The 19,034-nt window shown below is 61.2% G+C and carries 15 protein-coding genes and 1 tRNA gene; 4 read left to right on the top strand and 12 right to left on the bottom strand.

Annotation, left to right across the window (positions count from 1 at the left end):
* The first annotated feature begins 231 nt into the window (after positions 1–231).
* On the top strand, positions 232–1,407 hold the full coding sequence (locus Q0063_RS04815) for an S-layer homology domain-containing protein (RefSeq protein ID WP_297870845.1): 1,176 nt from the start codon (positions 232–234) through the stop codon (positions 1,405–1,407).
* A gap of 418 nt (positions 1,408–1,825) precedes the next feature.
* On the opposite strand, the gene Q0063_RS04810 is transcribed toward Q0063_RS04815, so the two are convergent.
* Positions 1,826–1,912: transfer RNA gene (locus Q0063_RS04810), tRNA-Leu, on the bottom strand.
* 390 nt (positions 1,913–2,302) lie between these two features.
* On the opposite strand from Q0063_RS04810, the gene Q0063_RS04805 reads away from it, so the two are divergent.
* The gene (locus Q0063_RS04805; protein WP_297870844.1) at positions 2,303–2,785 is read left to right on the top strand and encodes an RNA polymerase sigma factor; all 483 of its coding nucleotides are present in this window, start codon (positions 2,303–2,305) and stop codon (positions 2,783–2,785) included.
* Positions 2,778–4,229 carry a hypothetical protein gene (locus Q0063_RS04800; protein ID WP_297870843.1) on the top strand — a complete coding sequence of 484 codons (1,452 nt, stop codon included), beginning with the start codon at positions 2,778–2,780 and terminating at the stop codon, positions 4,227–4,229. Before Q0063_RS04805 ends, Q0063_RS04800 begins: the two co-directional genes overlap by 8 nt.
* Positions 4,230–4,240: 11 nt before the next feature.
* Here the strand turns inward: Q0063_RS04800 and Q0063_RS04795 are convergent, their stop codons facing one another.
* The 6 genes from Q0063_RS04795 to Q0063_RS04770 form a co-directional block, all read right to left on the bottom strand.
* A complete protein-coding gene (locus Q0063_RS04795) occupies positions 4,241–6,007 on the bottom strand; it encodes a DUF342 domain-containing protein (protein WP_297870842.1) in 1,767 nt (588 codons plus the stop codon).
* Between the two features lie 226 nt (positions 6,008–6,233).
* Entirely contained in the window at positions 6,234–6,854 is a 621-nt protein-coding gene (locus tag Q0063_RS04790; protein ID WP_297870841.1) for a CatA-like O-acetyltransferase, read from the bottom strand.
* A gap of 359 nt (positions 6,855–7,213) precedes the next feature.
* Positions 7,214–9,127, bottom strand: a complete 1,914-nt coding sequence (locus Q0063_RS04785) for a heavy metal translocating P-type ATPase (RefSeq protein ID WP_297870840.1) — start codon at positions 9,125–9,127, stop codon at positions 7,214–7,216.
* Between the two features lie 162 nt (positions 9,128–9,289).
* Complete coding sequence (locus tag Q0063_RS04780; RefSeq protein WP_297870839.1) at positions 9,290–9,904, bottom strand: class I SAM-dependent methyltransferase; 615 nt, start codon at positions 9,902–9,904, stop codon at positions 9,290–9,292.
* A gap of 1 nt (position 9,905) precedes the next feature.
* Entirely contained in the window at positions 9,906–10,124 is a 219-nt protein-coding gene (locus Q0063_RS04775) for a cation transporter (protein ID WP_293279839.1), read from the bottom strand.
* Between the two features lie 45 nt (positions 10,125–10,169).
* Complete coding sequence (locus Q0063_RS04770) at positions 10,170–10,532, bottom strand: metalloregulator ArsR/SmtB family transcription factor (protein WP_297870838.1); 363 nt, start codon at positions 10,530–10,532, stop codon at positions 10,170–10,172.
* 218 nt (positions 10,533–10,750) lie between these two features.
* On the opposite strand from Q0063_RS04770, the gene Q0063_RS04765 reads away from it, so the two are divergent.
* Positions 10,751–11,179, top strand: coding sequence for a PaaI family thioesterase (locus Q0063_RS04765; RefSeq protein ID WP_297870837.1), 429 nt, complete (start codon positions 10,751–10,753; stop codon positions 11,177–11,179).
* A 131-nt stretch (positions 11,180–11,310) separates the two neighbouring features.
* On the opposite strand, the gene Q0063_RS04760 is transcribed toward Q0063_RS04765, so the two are convergent.
* From Q0063_RS04760 to Q0063_RS04740, 5 genes are all read right to left on the bottom strand, one after another.
* Entirely contained in the window at positions 11,311–13,788 is a 2,478-nt protein-coding gene (locus tag Q0063_RS04760) for a HAMP domain-containing sensor histidine kinase (RefSeq protein ID WP_297870836.1), read from the bottom strand.
* Entirely contained in the window at positions 13,760–14,461 is a 702-nt protein-coding gene (locus tag Q0063_RS04755) for a response regulator transcription factor (protein WP_297870835.1), read from the bottom strand. The genes Q0063_RS04760 and Q0063_RS04755 overlap by 29 nt, the downstream gene beginning before the upstream one ends.
* A gap of 534 nt (positions 14,462–14,995) precedes the next feature.
* Positions 14,996–16,222: a cell wall metabolism sensor histidine kinase WalK gene (locus tag Q0063_RS04750; protein WP_297870834.1), complete on the bottom strand. Its 1,227-nt coding sequence runs from the start codon at positions 16,220–16,222 to the stop codon at positions 14,996–14,998.
* Between the two features lie 93 nt (positions 16,223–16,315).
* Positions 16,316–17,008 (bottom strand): response regulator transcription factor, encoded by a 693-nt coding sequence (locus Q0063_RS04745; protein WP_297870833.1) that lies wholly within the window; start codon positions 17,006–17,008, stop codon positions 16,316–16,318.
* 80 nt (positions 17,009–17,088) lie between these two features.
* On the bottom strand, positions 17,089–18,159 hold the full coding sequence (locus tag Q0063_RS04740) for a DUF4340 domain-containing protein (RefSeq protein WP_297870832.1): 1,071 nt from the start codon (positions 18,157–18,159) through the stop codon (positions 17,089–17,091).
* Positions 18,160–19,034 lie beyond the last annotated feature (875 nt).

The raw sequence follows: 19,034 nt of genomic DNA, 5'->3' as shown, positions 1-19,034 counted from the left end.
AGTGATTAGCCCACTCAGCACAGCAACGATGTTGCACCACAGGCTTATTATATCCGTTTCGAGTTTCATTTGCAAGAGCGGAGAAAGGGCCGTGCGTTCGCTTTTCTGGCGGTGTTGGGTTTCATAAGCTCGGCACCGCTTTATGTTTCCGGCAGGTTCCCAGGGCGGGGAGCTTTCCCCGCCCCTCTGGGGGAGCTTGCTGGACTACATGATAAAGGAGAATCAGAAACCATGCGAAAAAAGTTCATATCTCTGATGCTGGCCCTGGCGCTCTGCCTGGGGCTGGCGGTCCCGGTGAGCGCGGCGGGATTCTCGGATGTTCCGGCATCCCATTGGGCCTATGAACAGATTAACCAGGCGGTTGCGGACGGCATTGTGGGAGGGTATGCGGATGGAACCTTCAAGCCCTCCGGCCCGGTATCTTATGCGGCATTTTCTCTGATGCTGGCCCGTGCCTTTTACCCTGGGGAGCTGGCGGCATACTCCGGCTCTGGCGCGGGGGAAACGGTTATGAACCAGCACGGTATTTTGAAATATACCGGGCGGCAGTTAGGTACGGTCAGTTCTGGTGGGCAAGCCATATCCAGGGAAGATATGGCCTTGTGTATGTATAATCTGTTGGTGGATAAGGGGGCGGGGATTCCCTCCGTACAGGAACAGAGCGCGGCAATGGCCTCTATCCGTGATTTTAATGATATTGAATACAATTGCCGTAAAGGAGTGCTTGTCTGCTATGCCCTGGGCCTACTGACCGGGCAGGGGGATGGGAGCTTTGGCCCTAAGAACTCCATGAACCGGGCACAGGCCGCCGTGGTCATTGGACGCTTGCGGGACTATGTTCAGAGCAACGGCGGCGAGACTGCTGGCGTGATGGAGATTTCGGCTGGCACAGAGCCGAAAGCGCCTAGTATACAAACCCTTGCTAATGGCCAACCTATTACAGAGGAAAACATTCTGGCAATTTTAGAGGAAATTAAAGAAGAATATCCAAGTGGTACTTCTTGGGCCGAGCCCACGGTTAATGGAACTTTGTATAATAACTATGGTACCAGTCCGCAGATTAACCCCTTAATGTATAAATACATAACTGCTACTAGTAGCGTTTACGCTTGCGGCGGATTTGTAGCTATGTGCGACTATCGTATTTTTGGTCCCAATGATACGCTTCCTTTTTACCAAATTGACCTCACCAATATTCGCCCGGGTGATGTCATTGTACAATTGGATAAAAACGGAGAATCCACACACTATATATATGCCTGTAGTCGCCCGTATACATTTTATCAATATACTTTGGTTGCTACTGGTGAAGGTAATGTAAGTAATAAAGTAGCTTGGAGAGATTGTGAAGTATTCAAAAATGACGATGGGGCACATTATGTTGCATGGTCCCGATATCCCACATAATCATATATGTAGGTTTGGTCGGAAACAGAGAGGAAACAGCTCTAATGATCTGGGTTGTTTTCTCCCCGGGCTCATTGAAAAGTGCACTTCAAGAGGACTGGTTTCATCCAGGCAAAAAGCGAAGCCACGGCTTCCCGTGGCCCCGTGCAGTTCCCCCGCGTGGGCGGCTGTACCCTTATTTTTTCCCTTAACAGGTTGGTAAACACGTTAAATCAGGTGGTACGGTTTGGTAAAGGCAACCCGGCTCAAACCGTTGCAATCAGGGCATTTCCGGCAAAATCCCGCATGGTTGGACAAGTAGGGGCTAAAAATTCGAGTCCTGTACCGTCCACCAAGTTGCATTGACAAAAAATATGCAAGCAAAAATCCCGCACTTCGGTGCGGGATTTTTGCTTGCATCTCGTTTGTCGACGAAACTTGGTGCCGGTGGTGGGACTCGAACCCACACGCCATCGCTGGCGGCGGATTTTGAATCCGCTACGTCTACCAATTCCATCACACCGGCAAATTCCTCTGCTATTATACAGGATGTCTCCGGAAAATTCAAGTGCTTTTTTACGAAGGGGCGTGTCCATTCGCGCGTTTTATCAGGAGGGGGGGCGGGCTTGGTTCCGCCCCGGTTTCGGAAGAGAGGGGCCGCCGTCCCCGGCGGCCCCTGTTTCCGCAAGAACCACATCAAACGGCAAAGCCGCCGCGGCAGTTTTGTGGTACAATTTCCCTGCGGCACTTCTGGCGTCAGACATGGAAACCGGAGACGGGCCTGGCATTAGCGGCCCGCACAGGCGGCGTCCCGGCGGTTTGGAAACAGACGCCGGATTTCGTCTCCGGAATCTGTGACAAACCCCCGCCCTCCCTCGTATATCAAGTGAGAGCGCTCATGAATCGAGGATGACATATGGAAAGGACCCAGTTTAACAACGCCGTGGAACAATTTCAAAGCATGGTCTACCGGACTGCCCTCCACGCCCTGGGGAATCCCCAGGACGCGGACGACGCGGTGCAGGAGGTCTTTTTCCGCCTGTTCCGGGAGAAGAAGACCTTTGAGGGGCAGGAACACCTGCGGCGCTGGCTGCTGCGGGTGACGGTGAACTACTGCCGGGATGTGCTGAAAAGCCCCTGGCGGAAGCGCCGGGCTTCTCTGGATGAGGTTCCGGAGACACCGGTGTTCGACCGTCCGGAACAGGCCTGCTTATACCGGGAGGTCATGGCCCTGCCGGAGAAATACCGGACGGTGCTGTATCTGTTCTACTACGAGGAGCTGACGGTCCGGGAGATCGGGGAGCTGCTGGGACTGAAGCCGTCCGCAGTGACCACCCGGCTGTCCCGGGCCAGAGAGCGGCTGAGAGAAACGTTGGGGGAGGCGTGGCAGAATGAGTAACCGGAGCTTTTATCAGGAAACCTTCTCCCAGGTCCATGGGTCCGGAGACATTCGATGGGAGGATTATCAGATGATGAAACGCAGAACAGCGGGAAAGCGCCTGGCTGTGATTGCGGCGGCGGCCGCTCTGGCGGCGGCGCTGTCGGGACTGGCGGTGGCGGCCAACTTCTTCGGCCTGGGGGACCTGCTGCTGCCGGAGCAGGGCAGCGTGAATGTGACGGACGAGAACGGCGTCGTGGTCCCCGGCGAATACGAGTACAAGGATTTTGTCAGCCTCTCCGGCTGGTCGGACACTCCGGAGAGCCAGGCCCTGGCGGAGTGGCAGGCGTTTCAGGAGCGCTATGACCGGGACGGGGCCATCATCGGCGCGATTGGCAACGCCCCTACGGGCTTCGAGGAAAGATACGGGAACTACCTGGTCTACACCCAGGAGATGGCCGACAGGCTGGAGGAGATCATCGCAAAATACAATCTGAAGCTCCACACCCGGATGGAGGTGGTCCTGCCGGAGACCTGGCCCCTGGCTGTGGGGGACTTTTTCCGGGAGAACGTTACCCCCTGGTCCGGCTACATCTACGAAAACGGCACCTTCCGCTTCGATGGCGGCGCGGAGCTGGGAGCCGGAGAGCTGAAGGGCTACGGGACCATCGAATACCAGTTCAGCCGCTCCGTCAAGGGGACCTTTGACGACGTGGCGCTGAACGTCGGTGACCTCAGCGGCTTTGAGGAGTGGGGCTGTCAGACAACGGACGGGACCCCCGTCACGTTGGGCCTGGGGCCCCGGAACCGCTCCCTGATTCTGGCGGATCTGGGAGACAGCTTTATTCTGATAAATGTGCTGACTGGACGGGAGGGAGACGACACCTTCTCCAGCGGCCCCATTGGCCGGGAGGAGCTGGAGGAGCTGGCGGACAGCTTTAATTTCTCTGCCCTGACCCCGGCAAGGGCTCCGGATTTCGACGGTATCGCTGCGGCCAACACCCGTTATATGGAAGAGCTGGAGCGCCAGCCCCTGGAGGTGACGCCGGAGGAATCGAAGGACCCCCTCTACACCCGGACGGGCATCCAGACCGGCACGGCCCGGGACTTCGTTCTGCTGCTGGCAGAGCGGCTGAAGGACGGAGACCGGCAGGCGGTGGCGGAGCTGTTCGCATACCCTGTCCAAATTGAAACGGCCGGCGGAGCTTACGCCGCCGGCACGCCTGAGGAGCTTCTGGAACACTATGACGAGACCATCGGGGAGGGCGTCCAGGGCCTCATCGCGGACATGACCTGGGACCCGGAGCCCCTGCCGCCGGAAATCTTCTCCGACGGCAGCGGCCTGGCCTCCGCCGCCGGCGGAACCGTGTGGTTTGGCCTGACGGAGGAGGCGGTCATCCGAATCTTCACCCTCCAGACGGACCAGTGGAGCATCCGGCCCGCCGGGGGCATCACACAGGGCTGAGGGGGGAAGCGCTACATAATCACAATCTCGCCCTCAAGCTGCCGGATGACACAGAAGCGGGACGCCTGGTGCAGGCGGAGGGTCTGATCCCCAAAGGTGATTTTCGTTCCGGGGTAGGCGACGTCGCACTCCAGACGCCCGTCGTCCGCAACCTCCTCCCGGGCCTCCGCCTGCTCGTCCAGGGTCTTCTTTGCCCGCTGGAGCTTCAGCCCTGCGGCGGCCAGCTTGATCTTCACCTTTCCGATGAGGCTGGACTTCGTGGGGCTGTCCGGCTGGCACTCCAGCTTTTCCAGCTCCATTTCCAGGGCGTTGACCTCCCGCCGGGCGGCCTCCTGCTCAAAAATGATGCAGGGCCTTCCGCCCAGGACGATGGAGGACTTGCATTCCGAGGGGGAACCGACGCTTTTGGCGGAAATCTTATGGGCCGCCCAGATACGGCCTCCCATAATGGCGCCCCGTCCGGACCGGACCACGACCTCCCCGCCGCAGTAGACGCCGCTGCCGACGATGCAGTCCGTCTGTATATTCTCCCGGGCGCAGACGGTGGCGTTTTCAATGAATTTGGCAAACACACTCTTTTGAGACTGGGCCGTGGTGATTCCGTCGCCCAGGATGCCCTTGACAACCACCAGATCCCCGCCGGCCTCCACGGTGCTTCCGGCCTCCACGACGCCGGCCACATTGATATTGCCCGAGGCCCGGACGGTGAAGCCGCTGAGCACGTCGCCCTGAATATTGATGTCCCCCAGGAAGTTGAGATTGCCTGTGGAAAAGTCCACGTCTCCCTTGATGTCCAGCACGGGCTTGACCTGGAAGCTGCGCCCGCTGAACTCCACGTGCCCCGCTATGGAGGCCAGCAGCTGGGTTCCGTCCTCGCTGATTTCCGTGTTCCGGCCCTTGGGAAGGGGGACGGACCGGCCGCTCTTGGCGGGAAGCTCCTGATTGTCCACGGTGCGCCCCGGCTCGCCCTCGGTGGGCTTGATCAGGTGGCAGATTTCCTGCCCCTGCTCCACATTGTAGATGAGGTTCAGAGAGGTGTAGTCCACCTGATTGTATTCGTTCACCTCCAGAATTCTCTCAATCACCCGGGGATAATTGTCCACAATATTTCCGTTTTTTCCGTCGAAGGCCGGCTTTCCTTTGGCCAGGAGGTACAGATGGAAATAGCGGCTGTCATCGTGGGCCAGGCGGTCCAGCAGGCGGGTGTTCACGCCGTAGGAAATTCCCTGCTTCCCCAGGGTCTCGAGAAGCATCTCCCGGGACAGCTCCTTTCCCTTCCGAACGGGAGGGAAGATGATGATCCAGGCATAGAGCTTGTCGGAGGACAGGAAGATATAGGGCAGGGCGTCCAGGTCGGGAAGGGCGGCAGGGGCGTCGGCAGGGGCGGCTTCCTCTTCCTGCTTTCCGTTTTTCCGGTTTTTCTTGGGGCTGTGTTTGGCCTTGCCGCTGGCCTCCTTCACCCGGGAGGCGCAGACGGTTTTCAGGGCCGACTGAAGCCGCCGCACCTCCCGCCGCGCCATTTCCGGCGGAAGCTCCCCGTCCTCGTCCAGGCAGACGCGGGGGGCGGGCAGGTAGCCGGCTTCCTGCCGCCTCTGGTTGTAAAGCGTGTTGATGGGATGGTCCGCGGACAGCTCCAGCAGCGCTTCGTTCTGATCTAAAACGGGCTGGGCCTCCGGGGCGCTCTCCGGGATGGGCTCCGGGGCCGCCTGGCTCTCAGGCTCCTCCGGCTGGGGCTTGTGTTTGGATAGGAAGGAAGCGATTTTTTTCTTGATTGACATGCCAACACCTCAACTTTCCTGGCAAAACGCTTGATGAAACGGGATGGAACGGTACTCCTTATATCATATTTCGAACCGGCGGAAGATGATTCCCCGGCTCGCGGCGGCCGCCCCGGAAAGACCGGAAAGACCGGAAAGAGTGTTCCGGCAGGACCGCCGCCCTTTGATGAATGGGAGGGAAAAATTGCGGGGGGGCGTACAGCCGGAACCCGGACGCCTCCGGCTCTTACAGGGATTCGATCAGACGGGTCAGGGCCTCGCAGAAGCGCCCCACATGAAGGCCGTCCACGAAGCGGTGATTCAGCTCCATGGAAATATGGAGGCTGTACCGCCCCTGCTCTTCGGCATACTTCCCCCAGGCGATGCGGGGAACGGAGTCGTCGGGATCAAAGTCCCGTTCGTTGGTCAGGGCCGTCAGCTCCACCCAGGGCAGGCAGGTGAAGAAAATCAGGTCCTGACTGTCCTCGTGGTCCAGAAGTGCGGTCTGGGCCGCGCTCTTCGCCCTGGCGGCGGCGCAGAAGGACTGAATGGTTTCCTCCAGGGGCAGGGTGACAATGTGAAAGACCTCCGCGCCGGGATGCAGGTCCGTGAAGCTGGGCGCGCGGCGGTCCAGCAGCACCGGCCTGCCTCCGTCCAGCGCATAGCGGAAGCTTTCCACGGAATTGACGGCCTCGGCGGCAAGGTAGACCAGGGCATAGTAAAAAGAAATCTTCTGCTCCCTGGCGAACCGGACCAGCCGGGTGACGTCCAGCCTGAAGGTGACGCTGTAAAACGGGTTGGACATGCCGGAAAAGAACTCGAACAGCTCCCGGCGGGGCCAGCTTTGAAGGTCTATGAGCTGAGGCATAAAAAATCCCCCCTGTCTGGTATCGTCAATAAACTTGAAAAGCATCAAAGCTGCTTTTCACCGGCAAATGTTGCCGGAGCCGCTGAAAGCGGCAGTTTATTGGGCTTCATAGTTCAGCAAACATGCGCTGCGCGGGCCTTTGGCCTGCCTGTTGAAACATGGCAAGGCGCCATGTTTCAACTTTACTGACTATATCGCCGGCAAGCGTGAAGAACGCTTTCCCGAGGAATCCGGCGCGTCCGAAGAAAAGCGCTGGCTTCCTCCGGGCTCCGCCGCCGGTCTTCCTTCTATGATACCAAACAAAGAGGACTTTTTCAAGATTTTCAAGAAACGAAACAAAAAACCGGAGAAAATTTCCGTTATGAATGGAGTTTCTCCACATGGAGGCAGCGCATGGCGTTGAGAATGGCGATGAAGGCCACGCCCACGTCGGCAAAAACAGCCTCCCACATGGTGGCTGCGCCGAAGGCGCCCAGCAGCAGCACCGCTCCCTTGACGCCCAGGGCAAACCAGATATTCTGCTTGACAATTCGCAGGGTCTTCCGGGAAATGCGCATGGCTGCGGCGATTTTGGCAGGGTTGTCGTCCATCAGCACGATATCCGCCGCCTCAATGGCCGCGTCGGAGCCCAGGGCCCCCATGGCAATGCCGATGTCCGCCCGGGTGAGCACCGGCGCGTCGTTGATGCCGTCCCCTACAAAGGCCAGAGCCGCGCCGGCGCTCTTCTGAGCCAGCAGTGCTTCCACCCGCTCCACCTTGTCCGCCGGCAGCAGCTGGGCGTGATACTCGTCAATCCCCAGGTCCCGGGCCACCGCCTTGGCGGCGGCCTCGGCGTCGCCGGTGAGCATGACGGTCTTTTTCACCCCCGCCGCCTTCAGGCCCTCCACCAGGGTTCTGGCCTCGGGCTTGGGCAGATCGGAGATGATGATGTGACCGGCATAAGCGCCTTCCGCCGTCACGTGGACAATGGTGCCGGGAAGCTCGCAGGGCTCCCACCGGACCCCCTCCCGTTCCATCAGGCGGGTGTTGCCGGCGGAGACAGCTTTGCCGTCCACCCTGGCGGTGACGCCGTGACCGGCGATTTCCTCCACGTCCGTCACCCGGTTCAGGTCAATCTCCTTTCCCCAGGCCTTCCGCAGGGAAACGGAGATGGGATGTCCGGACCAGCTCTCCGCCAGGGCGGCGTATTCCAGCAGGGCGTCCTGGCTGAACCCCTCCGCCGGGTGCAGGGCAGTGACGGAAAAGCTGCCCTGGGTCAGGGTTCCGGTTTTGTCGAAGACCACCGTCTCTGTTTTGGACAGGGTTTCCAGATAATTGCTGCCCTTTACCAGAATGCCGCACTTGCTGGCTCCGCCGATGCCGCCGAAAAAGCTCAGGGGCACGGAGATCACCAGGGCGCAGGGGCAGGAGATGACCAGGAAGATCAGTGCTCGGTGGAGCCAGCCGGTCCACTGGGTGCCCGCCAGAAAGCCGGGCTGAGACCCGGTGGGAATCAGCGCCAGGGCGATGGTGGGCAGCAGAAACAGGGCTGTGGCGGCGATGACCACGCAGGGGGTATAGTACCGGGCGAAGCGGGTGATGAAGTTCTCGCTGGCGGCCTTCTTCTCCCCGGCGTTCTCCACCAGGTCCAGGATTTTGGAGACGGTAGACTCCTCACAGGGCCTGGTCACCTTCACCCGTAAAAGGCCGGACTGGTTCACACAGCCGCTGATCACCGCGTCTCCGGGAGCCACGTCCCGGGGTACGGACTCCCCGGTAAGGGCGGCGGTGTCCAGGGCGGAACTGCCCTCGATGACGGTGCCATCCAAAGGCACCCGCTCACCGGGCTTCACCACCACGACGGACCCGACTTCCACGTCCTCCGGGTCCACCTCCTCCAGGGAACCGTCCTCCGTTTCCAGATTGGCGGTATCGGGCCGAATGTCCATCAGGGCGGCGATGGACTGCCGGGACTTGCCCACGGCGTAGTCCTGAAACAGCTCGCCGGTCTGGTAGAAGAGCATGACGAAGACCGCCTCGGCGTACTCCCCGGTGGCGAAGGCCCCCACGGTGGCCAGAGCCATGAGGAAGTTCTCGTCGAAGACTTGGCCGTTGAGGATGTTGCGGACGGCCTTCCACAGCACATCCCAGCCGATGACGGCGTAGGGAATCAGATAGAGCATCCATAACAGCGGTAGGCCGTCCGACGGCATCAGCTTGACAACGACCAGCAGCACCGCCGCAATGAGAATTCGATACAGGGTTTTCCGCTGCTTGCGGGTGAGGTTTTTCATAGAAATCGCCTCCTAAATGCGTCTGTTATTCTTGCGTTCCGCCTGCCGGGCTGGTATACTGAAAGGAGTCAAACGGCAGGTCCTTGCTGTTTGTCTGTATAAGACGGCCGTGACCTTGGATCGGGGGCGGCCGTCTTGTTTGCTGTTTTGCTGTATGGATTTTTAAGGGGCGGGCTTTCGCAGCGCCGCCAGCCCCAGGGGCAGAGGACCGGGGATGATTTCCAGCTCCACCGGGGCCAGGTTCAGACCCTCCAAAAATGCCCGGTAGCTCTCCGGTGTGAAAGCGCGTTCGTAGTGAAAGCCCATTCCGTGGTAGATTTTGATGACCGTCCCGTAAGCGGCTCCGGCCTTGCCCTGGAGATACGTGGGCAGAAGCAGGATTCCGCCGGGGGCCGTAACTCGCCACAATTCCCGGACGGCCTGCTCCGGCGCTTCCAGCAGGTGGAGCACGTTGGCGGCAATCACCGCGTCAAAAGAGCCGTCCGCCTCCGGCAGAGCCAGCAGGTCCCGCCGGGCAAAGACGATGTTGGTGAGACCCCGCCGGGCCGCCTTTTTCCGGGCCCGGTCCAGCATGGGCAGGGACAGGTCTGTGCACAGAACCTGCCCGGCCCGGCCGGATACCGCCAGGGAGAACAGGCCCGTTCCCGCGGCGCAGTCCAGCACCAGGGACCCAAGGGGGACCAGGGCCGCGACACGGGCCGCGGCGGCGGCGTTGACCCGCCGGTTGGTTCGCTGGGTCCAGTCGTAGGCCCTGGCCCAACGGTCCCAGAACGTCATGTTACAGGTTGATGACGCAGTCCGGCTCTACCTTTTTGCACACGGCCACGATCTCCTTCATGATGTCGTCAAACCGGGCGTCGTCGGCGTCCACGGTCATTTTCTGGGCCATGAAGCTGACGGTGGCGTCGTGGACTCCGTCAATTTTTTTGATGGCCTCTTCCATTTTGGCGGCGCAGTTGGCGCAGTCCAGATCGGTGAGCTTGAAACGCTTTTTCATAATGAGTTCCTCCTGATATGTTGATATGTTTTTGCATAGGGGATGCTATTCTTTGACGTGCTCCAGTCCCTGGTCAATGATGGTTTTCACATGGTCGTCGGCCAGGGAGTAAAACACCGTCTTTCCCTCCCGGCGGGCTTTCACCAGCCGGACGTTTTTCAGAGCCCGGAGCTGGTGGGAGATGGCGGATTGCGTCATGCCCAGCAGCTGGGCAATATCGCAGACGCACATCTCCGCCTCAAAGAGGACATACAGGATGCGGACCCGGGTGGAGTCCCCAAAGATGCGGAACAGCTCCGTCAGGTCATACAGGGTGTCCTCCCCCGGCATCTCCTGCCGGACCTTTTCCACGACGTCCTCGTGGGCGTGGATAAAATCGCAGCAGTCCACGTTGTAGCGGTCTTCCATGGCGGTTCCTCCCTCGAGCTTTATTTGAACACTTGAACGACTGTTCATATGTTCATTATACTCAGACGGACCGGTTTGTCAACCCCCTTTTTTCAAAATGCTCATGTGCCCGGGCGTTTCCGGAGCAGTCTGTCCCATTCTCCAAAAAGGACCATAAAAAGGGTGGAAAAATAGGTCGTCCTATGATAGACTGAAAAAAACGGACAACAGGAGGCCATATGAGCAAGCTGGAGCAGTACCTGCAGGAACGGCGTATGCGGAAAAACGCCTTTACAGAGCATAACTTTTTTGAGCTGGAGTCGGTAGAGACCGACCGGGTGGTGTACCGTCTGGACATCCGGGAGGAGAGCCGGAATCCCTACGGCATGGTTCACGGCGGGGCCCTGTACACCCTGGCGGACGACGCCGCCGGCACCGCCGCCCACACCGACGGACGCAGCTATGTGACCCAGAGCGGGACCCTCCATTTTCTGGACAACCGGGCCCACGGCGTCATCCGGGCCACCGGGACCGTCCGCCACCGAGGCGGGTCCACCGTGCTGGCGGTGGTGGACATCACCGGCGAGGAAGGAACTCTGCTGGCCACAGGGGAATTCTCCTATTTCTGCGTGGACCGAAAGCGGATGGAGGAGCGGGCCGAAGAGTAGAGCGGAGAGCAATGAGGCGTCAGGAATTTTATCGAAACGAGGCAATTCCCGATTCCTAATTTCACATAGGCGGAGGGTTGAAAAAGCCGGAGGCATGCTGCCTCCGGCTTTTTGCCGTTCCGCCGTCCGGCTCAGGACAGCGGGAAGGTCACGGTGGCGGTAAACAGGTCCGCCATGGTCTCCACCCGGAAATCACCGCCGCAGGCCTCAGTGAAGGACTTGGCGATGCTCAGCCCCAGGCCGCTGCCGCCGTCGGTGCGGCTGGCGTCCCCCCGGACGAAGCGGGCAGTGAAGTCCACCCCCTCCGGCAGCTCCGTCCGGCTGGTGTTCCGGACGCTGGCGGCGGCCCGGCCCTCCCCGATTTTCAGGGCGAGGTAGATTCGGCTGCCCTCCAGGGCATAGCGCAGGGCGTTGTCGATGAGATTCTGGAACACTCTGTACAGCCGTTTCCCGTCGGCGGTAATCATCACCGGCTCCTCCGGCAGGTCGATTTTAAAGGCCAGGGCGCTGCGCTGAATGGGCCCGTCCATGTCCGCCAGGGTCTGCCGCAGGAGCTTGCCCAGGTCCAGCCGCTCCGGCTGGACGGGGAGCTGGTCCGCCGCCGCGCGGCTGACCTCGAACACGTCCTGAACCATGCTTTTCAGCCGCTGGGCCTTCTCGTCGATGATGCGGGCGTAGTCCGCCGCCGCCGGAGGCAAATTCTCCTCCTGCCGCAGCAGCTCCGCATAGGAGAGGATGGAGGTCAGGGGGGTTTTCAGGTCGTGGGACACGTTGGAAACCAGCTCCACCTTCATCCGCTCGCTGCGGGTCTGCTCCGCTAGGGCGGCCTTCATGCCCGCCTGGATGTCGTTGAGGCGCTCCGCCGTCTGCCGCAGGTCGGCGTCCTCCGGGAGAATCAGGGGCTTTGACAAATCCCCGGCCCGGACGGCCTCCACCTGGTCCGCCAGACGGCCCAGGTCCTTGGCAAGGCCCAGCTCCCGGCGGGCCAGGGCCGCCGCCGCCCACGCCAGCAGCAGCACCGGCAGCAGATAGACCGTCCAGAGCAGCCAGGAGGGGTAACCAATCAGGGTCATGTTGATCAGAATGGACAGCATCTCAGCCGCCAGCAGAACCGCCAGCAGGACGAACAGGGCCACCCGGCGGCTGAGGCGCTTTTCAACGGGCCGCTTCAGGTCTCTGGCGCGAAGAGCCCGAAAAAAGGGCCGCAGGAGGGACCTCCGGGCCTCCCTGGGGTTGTGCCGGTGGTCGTTGCGGATGAGCCAGACCAGCCAGATCAGGGCCAGCAGGCCGGGGACGTTGCTCAGGACCAGCCGCAGAACCGCCATGCCCCAGGCGGTGAAGGAATAGCCGCCGTCCCAGCCGTAGCCATAGCCATAGAGAAGCTCATAGACGAAATCCAGATTGGCGATTCCCGGGAGGAACGCCCACCACAGACAGGCCAGCACCAGCAGAAAACGGGCCTCCGTCCACACGCGGCAGGTCCAGGCGGCAATTTTCCGGTCCGCCATCAGCCGGTGCTTCCGCAGGCAGAACCAGACGAACAGGCATGCCAGCCCGGCGGCGAACAGGGCCGCCTGGGTGCGGTAGAAGCTCCGGGTCTCCTCCACCTGCTGGGCAATGCTGTACATGCTGCCGCTGCTGTAGGAGTTCCCGGTCCGGTAGTCCACGCCGTAGTAGCGGATGGGGTCCTGCCGGACGGCCATGTGGACCGTCACGCCCTCCAGGTCCTCGCTGACGGGGAAGTTGTCATAGCCGGGGACGAACCACAGAGAGTCCCTGTCGTAGAACCCGTTTCCATACACGTCCAGGGAAACCCCGTCCTTGACGATGGAAACCCGGCCGTTCTGAAAGGTCAGGAAAAAGTTGCAGCCGTCCTTCTGCCCCTGGACCCCCGTGCTGAAATCGACTGTACCGGCGCCGCTCAGCCGCTCCGCCTCCTGGAAGAAGGACCGGCCTCCCTCCGCGTTGGAATAGGTTTTCCTGTCCGCCGTCTCGATGAAGTAGAGGACGTTTTTGTCGTTTTGAAACGCCTCGTCCGGGTCCCGCTCCTTCTCCGGCGCCGGCACAACGGAAGCGGAGCTCGAGGAAGCGGAGCCCAGGTCCACCCGCACCTCGGGACCCGTCACATAAGCGGTTCCGCTGGTGCCTTTGTCAATGGTTTCGAAGGTCCACCAGCGGTCCCCCGCCTCTTCCACGGCGTGAACAGTGTCCTCCTGGAGGACGCAGCCCAGCTCGCTGCCCTCCTCCGCCTCCAGCCAGTAGTCATAGCAGTAGAAATCCGGCCTGCCTCCTGCCCCGATGGTCAGGAAGTCCCGGAGATAAGAGGAGACCTCGGAGCGGAACCGCTCCGTCTCCTGCCAGTCCTCCGCAAAGCGGGGGACCGGGTCCCGCTCCCAGGCGACCCGGTTCGCCGCGGTTCCCAGGCTGGAGAGAGTCAGCGTCACCCCCAGAAAGAAGGCCAGGAAAGCGGCAAACGCCATGACCCGCCCACCGGGGCGGAGGACCTTCACGGTCTTTCCCGCCTCCACGGCCTCCCGGACCTCCTCCGCCACAAACCGCTCCAGGGCTTCGCCGGGGTCCTTATCCATGCTGTTCCATTTTGTATCCAATGCCCCACACCACCTTGATATAGTCTGGCTCTTTGGGATTCAGCTCGATCTTTTCACGAATGCGGCGGATGTGCACCATCACCGTGTTCTCACAGGAATAGGCATCCTCGTTCCAGATCCGCCGGTAGATTTCCTCGGCGGGGAAAATCTGACCTGGGTGCTTCATAAGGAGCTCGAAAATTTTCGTCTCCGTAGGCGTGAGCTTCACCTCGTCCCCGTCCGCCCGCAAAACACGGCCCGCCGGGTCGTAGCTGAGCCGCCCGTTGATCAGCAGACCCTGCTTCTCCCCGGCGTGGACGTCCCCCAGCAGAGTATAGCGCCGGAGCTGGCTTTTCACCCGGGCCGCCAGCTCCTGGGGGTTGTAGGGCTTGGTGACATAGTCGTCCGCGCCCATGGAGAGGCCCAGAATTTTGTCGGTGTCCTCGCTTTTGGCGGAGAGGACAATCACGGGCAGGTTCCGCTTTTCCCGGATGCGGAGCAGGGCGGAAAGGCCGTCCAGCCTCGGCATCATCACGTCAATCAGAATCAGCTTCACCGCCGGATCCAGCGCCTGGTCCAGGGCCTCCATGCCGTCGTAGGCCCGGCGGACCTGATAGCCCTCCCGTTCCAGGGTGATGGCAATGGCCCGGACAATCTCCGGATCGTCGTCTACAACCAGAATACATTCGTTCATGTCTGCTTCCTCCCTTGAGCTGCTTACAGCATATCAGCCAATTCTTACAAACGGGTCGACAAAATTCTTAAGGTTTTCTTAATCTTTCCGGACTTTCCGGAAGGCAAAGGAAAAAGCGGGGAATTCCCCCGCTTTTCGGATGTAGGGGCCGCCGCCCTCGGCGGCCCGCCGGTGCAAGGGCCTCACATCGGGCCGCCCATGGGGGCGGCCCCTACAAAATAAAACCTGCCAATCGGACGCTCCCCTGCTTTGGGGGCGTGTCCATTTTTATAGCGGGGATGCTGTGTAGGGGAGGGGCTCTGTCCCCTCCCGTTCTTCCGGGCTCTCCATGCTTTCGGGAAACGGGCCGGGACAGAGCCCGGCCCCTACATAAAATCTTCGCCTTGGACATGCCTCTGCTTCTGGGCGTGTCCATTTTTACAGCGGGGATGCCCTGTAGGGGAGGGGCTCTGTCCCCTCCCGTTCTTCCGGGCTCTCCATGCTTTCGGGAGACGGGACAGGCTCTTGCATAACATCTCCCAATGGGACGCCCCTCTATTTTTTCAGCGGCATGGCAAAAATGAACCGGGTGCTCTCCGCGTCGCTCTCCGCCCGGAGCGTCCCTCTGTGCTCCGCCGCGATGGCGGCGGCGATGCTCAGCCCCAGGCCGAAGCCGGACTGTTCCCCCCGGGAGGCGTCCGCCCGGTAGAACCGCTCGAACAGCCGGGGCAGCTGTTCCGGCGGGATGGGCTCGCCGGGGTTGGAGACGGTCAGCCGGGCCTGGCGCTCCGTCCGCCGGAGGGTGAGGACGACGGTCCCCCCCGCCCGGCTGTACTTCACCGCGTTGTCCAGCAGTATGGAGATGAGCCGCCGGAGCTTGTCCCGGTCCCCCAGGACCAGGATGTCCCCGGCAACCTCACAGTCCAGGGCCTTCCCGGCCTCGAAGGCCACCGGCTCAAAGGAGAGGGCGCAGTCCTCCGCCGCGTCGGAGAGGGAGACCTCCGTCAGAACGGCCGCCTGGGTCATGTTGTCCGCCCGGGCCAGGGTCAGCATCTCTTCCACCAGAGTTTTCATCTGCCGGGCCTCGGAGAGGATATTGTCCCGCCAGCGGGCGGGGCGCGCCTCCAGAGGCAGGGCCTCCAGCAGCTCCGCGTTGGAGAGAATGACGGTCAGGGGCGTTTTCAGCTCGTGGGAGGCGTCGGACAGGAACTGCCGCTGCTGCCGCCAGGCCCGTTCCACCGGGTGCGTGGCCCACCAGGCCAGCAGGATGGACACACCCAGCAGCAGGGTGAAGGCCGCCGCCGCAATGCGGAGGTAGGAGCCCATCATCTCCCGGAGCATGGCCTGTTCCATGGACATGTCCACAAAGGCCAGGCGGCTGAACAGGCCGTTGTCCTGCCGGAGATAGCGGAGGCCGTACCGGCTCACCACCCCCTCCTGCCTCTGCTGGTCCATGCAGTCCCGAAGGACCGCCTCCAGCTCCTCCGTATCCTCCAGGTCGGCATAGGTGCCGCCGGTGACATAAGCGGTGTAGCCCCCGCCGCCGGGCCAGAGGGAAACCGTGAAGTAGGGCAGCAGCACCTTGCCGCCCCCGATTTCCACGCCGATCTCCGGGGCGCGGGCAGGCCGCTCCTCCTGAATAACCCGGCGGAGCACCTGCCGGCTCAGCTCCTCGATGTTTCTCTCCACCGAGGCGAACACGGCGAACAGCACCACCGCCATCACGGCGGTGACCATCGCCATGCAGACCGCCACGAATTTCAGCCGCAGCTTTCGGATCATGGCTGGCTCCTCCTCTGAACATTGTTGAATTTGTGGAAAATTTCGGGGAAAAGGTGGAAAAATTCTGTTGTTCCCACAGTTCGACGAAAATCGTCACCCCTGTTTGTCTGCTTCCTCCGTCTCCAGACAGTAACCAACCATGCGGATGGTGCGGATTTTTACACAGGAATGGAGATGGGTCAGCTTTTTCCGGAGGAAGGAGATGTAAACCTCCACGTTGTTGTCCTCCGCGTCGGACTCATAGCCCCAGAGCTTCAAGAGAAGGGATTCCTTGGTGAGCACCAGATTCCGGTTCAGCATCAGAAGCTCCATCATGTCGAACTCCTTCCGGCTCAGCCGGACGGAGCGCTCCCCCCGGCTCAGGGCAAAGCTGTTCTTCTCCAGCCGCAAATCTCCGAATTCCAGCAGGTCCAGGTTCCGCAGCTCCGGCTGCCGCCGGGTCAGGGCCCGGATACAGGCCAGCAGCTCCTTGGGGTCAAAGGGCTTGGTCAGGTAGTAGTCCGCCCCCCGGTCCAGTCCCTCCACCCGGTCGGATATCTCAGACCGGGCGGTGAGCATCAGCACCGGCGCGGAGCTCCCCGCCTCCCGCAGGCGGCGCAGGACGGTGAACCCGTCCAGCCTGGGCAGCATCACATCCAGCAGAATCACATCATATATGCCTGTGAGCGCCTCGTCCAGGCCGGATTCCCCGTCGTGGCGGACGTCGGCGGTGTAACCGTTCAGCTCCAAAAGGTCCTGAAGCGTCGCCGCCAGACGGACCTCATCCTCTATTACAAGCACCCGCATAGGGGCCTCCTTTCACCATGAAGCCTGTATGAACCGCAACCGGGCGGAAATCCCGGGCCAGCGCCGCCGGTACGGCCGTCTCAGCCGCTCAGGCCGTTGGCGGCAATGTACATCAGGGGGTCCAGGTCGTCTGTGGACATGGAATAGATGGTGCTGCTGTCCCCCAGCTGGACATAGCGGCCGGAGCCGTCCGGCAGCTGGGCGCCGACGGAGAGGGTCAGGGTCTGCTCCGAGCCGCCCGCGCTGTAGCCGGCGGTAAGAACGGCGCTGGGCGCGTCAAAGCCGCAGATTTCCTCCGCATCCTCGCTGGGCCGGTAGTCCACGCATCTGAGCAGGGTCATGTGAGACAGGTCCTTTAACAGGTCCTGGAGAAGCTGGTTGGAGGTGACATTGTTGTTCTCCTGGAACCACAGGGTGGACTGGCCCTCTCCCTCGGCCCGCCGGGCGCTGAGGACCGTCATCAGCGGCTCGGGGGGCTCCGCCGGCTCCTCTCCCTCTTCTCCGCCCTCCTCGCCGCCGGTTCCGGCGGGGACGGGGCCCTGGAGGCTGAGGGCCAGAAGGCTCGCCTCAGACAGCTCCGGCAGCCGGGGCAGAACGCACATGTTGTATATGGGGGTGGACATGTACTTGCAGAGGGTATCCGCCACGATGTAAACCGTGCTTTCGTCCCCGTTCATCTGGAGATAATAGCTGTCTCCGTCGGTGGTGGTTTTGCCGAAGACCAGGGTCTGCGTGCTTCCCCGGCTGCTGGTGGCGGAGAGGGTGGCGGAGGGGGTAGTAAACCCATAGGTCTCCATGGACTCCCCGGCAGGCAGGGTCTGCTGAAAGTGGAGGCTGGACAGCTCGCTGGCAATGGAGGCGACGGTGAGGTCGTCCAGGGGGAAGTCCGGGTCGTCGGCCCAGATCCACGCCCCCTGCTCGTCCAGCGCGAAGGAGAGGGTGGCGGAGCCGTTGTCATAGGTGATGGCGGTATAGCTCTGAGGGGCGGCGTCCTTGCCGGAGGAAGACGGCGCCGCGCCAATGGTTGCTCCCCCCACCGCCGCCTCCCGGGCCGCCCGGTAGCGGAAGCCCAGGACAATCAGCAGCGCGGCGAACAGGACGGTGATGATAGACAGCAATATGGTAACGATCCGTTTTTCTTTCCAGGTCATGAAAGGTCCTCCTGTTTTCTGAATCCGGCGGCGGTCCGCCGGGAAATCGTGATGTGTCGGGACTGTTTGGATGTATTATATCCCAGAACGCCGGGCTTTGTCAATTTTACAGGGCCCAGGCCTTCCCGCGGCCGAGACCTTCCACGCGGCCGAGGCCTTCCATGCGGCGGGCCGGGGGGGCTCTGCCTTCGACGGGCCCGCCGGGTACCAGGAGCCTCTTTGTGTCTCAGAACCTGTATTCACAGCCGGGGGACGCTGGATGGGCAAGGACTTTTCCTGTCAGACAAAGAGCTTTTCCGCAGCCATCCTGACGGATTGCAAGGGAAATCGACGCGGTATGACGGGAAAAGGCCCTTCGGACCGCGTTCAGCGGTTGTGAAGACAGGTTCTCAATGTATCCGTTTCTCCTGAAAATCCCCTGAAAACAGAAAAGGTTCACAGTTTGTTTAAAAAAAAGCAAGATTGATTTCAAATTTAGGGGGTATGCTAATACCATCCTCCAAGGAGGAGACACGATTTCCTCTCTTTCTGTTTCTTTTCCCTCTTTGCAGCCGGCGGCAGGAGATCCTGTCCGCCGGTTTTTTTGTGCTCCGGCCTCCCGCCGGGGCCTGTTCCCGCCGTCCGCGGCCATTTGACCGCGCTCCGTCGGCAAGGGCGCGTCCCGTTCGGAGATTTTATGTAGTTCTGCCCCGGCCTGTCCCCCGAAAACCGGGCTCCGTCCCTTTTCCCCGGCGCTTTTGAAAAAACGGGGCGGGCCGGAGTCCGCCCCCGGCTCCGCCGTCTGACAAAATGCGTAAGCGGGGGCGCCCTGGCAGCAAGAACAGGGAAATCAATTTTCAAGAATAGTACAAATATCCGAGGGATTCAGGAGACAG

The sequence above is a fragment of the uncultured Oscillibacter sp. genome (genome assembly GCF_947654275.1).
Classification (GTDB): domain Bacteria; phylum Bacillota; class Clostridia; order Oscillospirales; family Oscillospiraceae; genus Oscillibacter.
Note: the sequence above shows the minus strand (reverse complement) of the source record. Positions and strands in the feature narration are given on the sequence as shown.

Coding starts and splice junctions, on each gene's coding strand:
- Q0063_RS04815 (WP_297870845.1), top strand. CDS start 232: ATGCGAAAAAAGTTCATATCTCTGATGCTGGCCCTGGCGCTCTGCCTG.
- Q0063_RS04805 (WP_297870844.1), top strand. CDS start 2,303: ATGGAAAGGACCCAGTTTAACAACGCCGTGGAACAATTTCAAAGCATG.
- Q0063_RS04800 (WP_297870843.1), top strand. CDS start 2,778: ATGAGTAACCGGAGCTTTTATCAGGAAACCTTCTCCCAGGTCCATGGG.
- Q0063_RS04795 (WP_297870842.1), bottom strand. CDS start 6,007: ATGTCAATCAAGAAAAAAATCGCTTCCTTCCTATCCAAACACAAGCCC.
- Q0063_RS04790 (WP_297870841.1), bottom strand. CDS start 6,854: ATGCCTCAGCTCATAGACCTTCAAAGCTGGCCCCGCCGGGAGCTGTTC.
- Q0063_RS04785 (WP_297870840.1), bottom strand. CDS start 9,127: ATGAAAAACCTCACCCGCAAGCAGCGGAAAACCCTGTATCGAATTCTC.
- Q0063_RS04780 (WP_297870839.1), bottom strand. CDS start 9,904: ATGACGTTCTGGGACCGTTGGGCCAGGGCCTACGACTGGACCCAGCGA.
- Q0063_RS04775 (WP_293279839.1), bottom strand. CDS start 10,124: ATGAAAAAGCGTTTCAAGCTCACCGATCTGGACTGCGCCAACTGCGCC.
- Q0063_RS04770 (WP_297870838.1), bottom strand. CDS start 10,532: ATGGAAGACCGCTACAACGTGGACTGCTGCGATTTTATCCACGCCCAC.
- Q0063_RS04765 (WP_297870837.1), top strand. CDS start 10,751: ATGAGCAAGCTGGAGCAGTACCTGCAGGAACGGCGTATGCGGAAAAAC.
- Q0063_RS04755 (WP_297870835.1), bottom strand. CDS start 14,461: ATGAACGAATGTATTCTGGTTGTAGACGACGATCCGGAGATTGTCCGG.
- Q0063_RS04750 (WP_297870834.1), bottom strand. CDS start 16,222: ATGATCCGAAAGCTGCGGCTGAAATTCGTGGCGGTCTGCATGGCGATG.
- Q0063_RS04745 (WP_297870833.1), bottom strand. CDS start 17,008: ATGCGGGTGCTTGTAATAGAGGATGAGGTCCGTCTGGCGGCGACGCTT.
- Q0063_RS04740 (WP_297870832.1), bottom strand. CDS start 18,159: ATGACCTGGAAAGAAAAACGGATCGTTACCATATTGCTGTCTATCATC.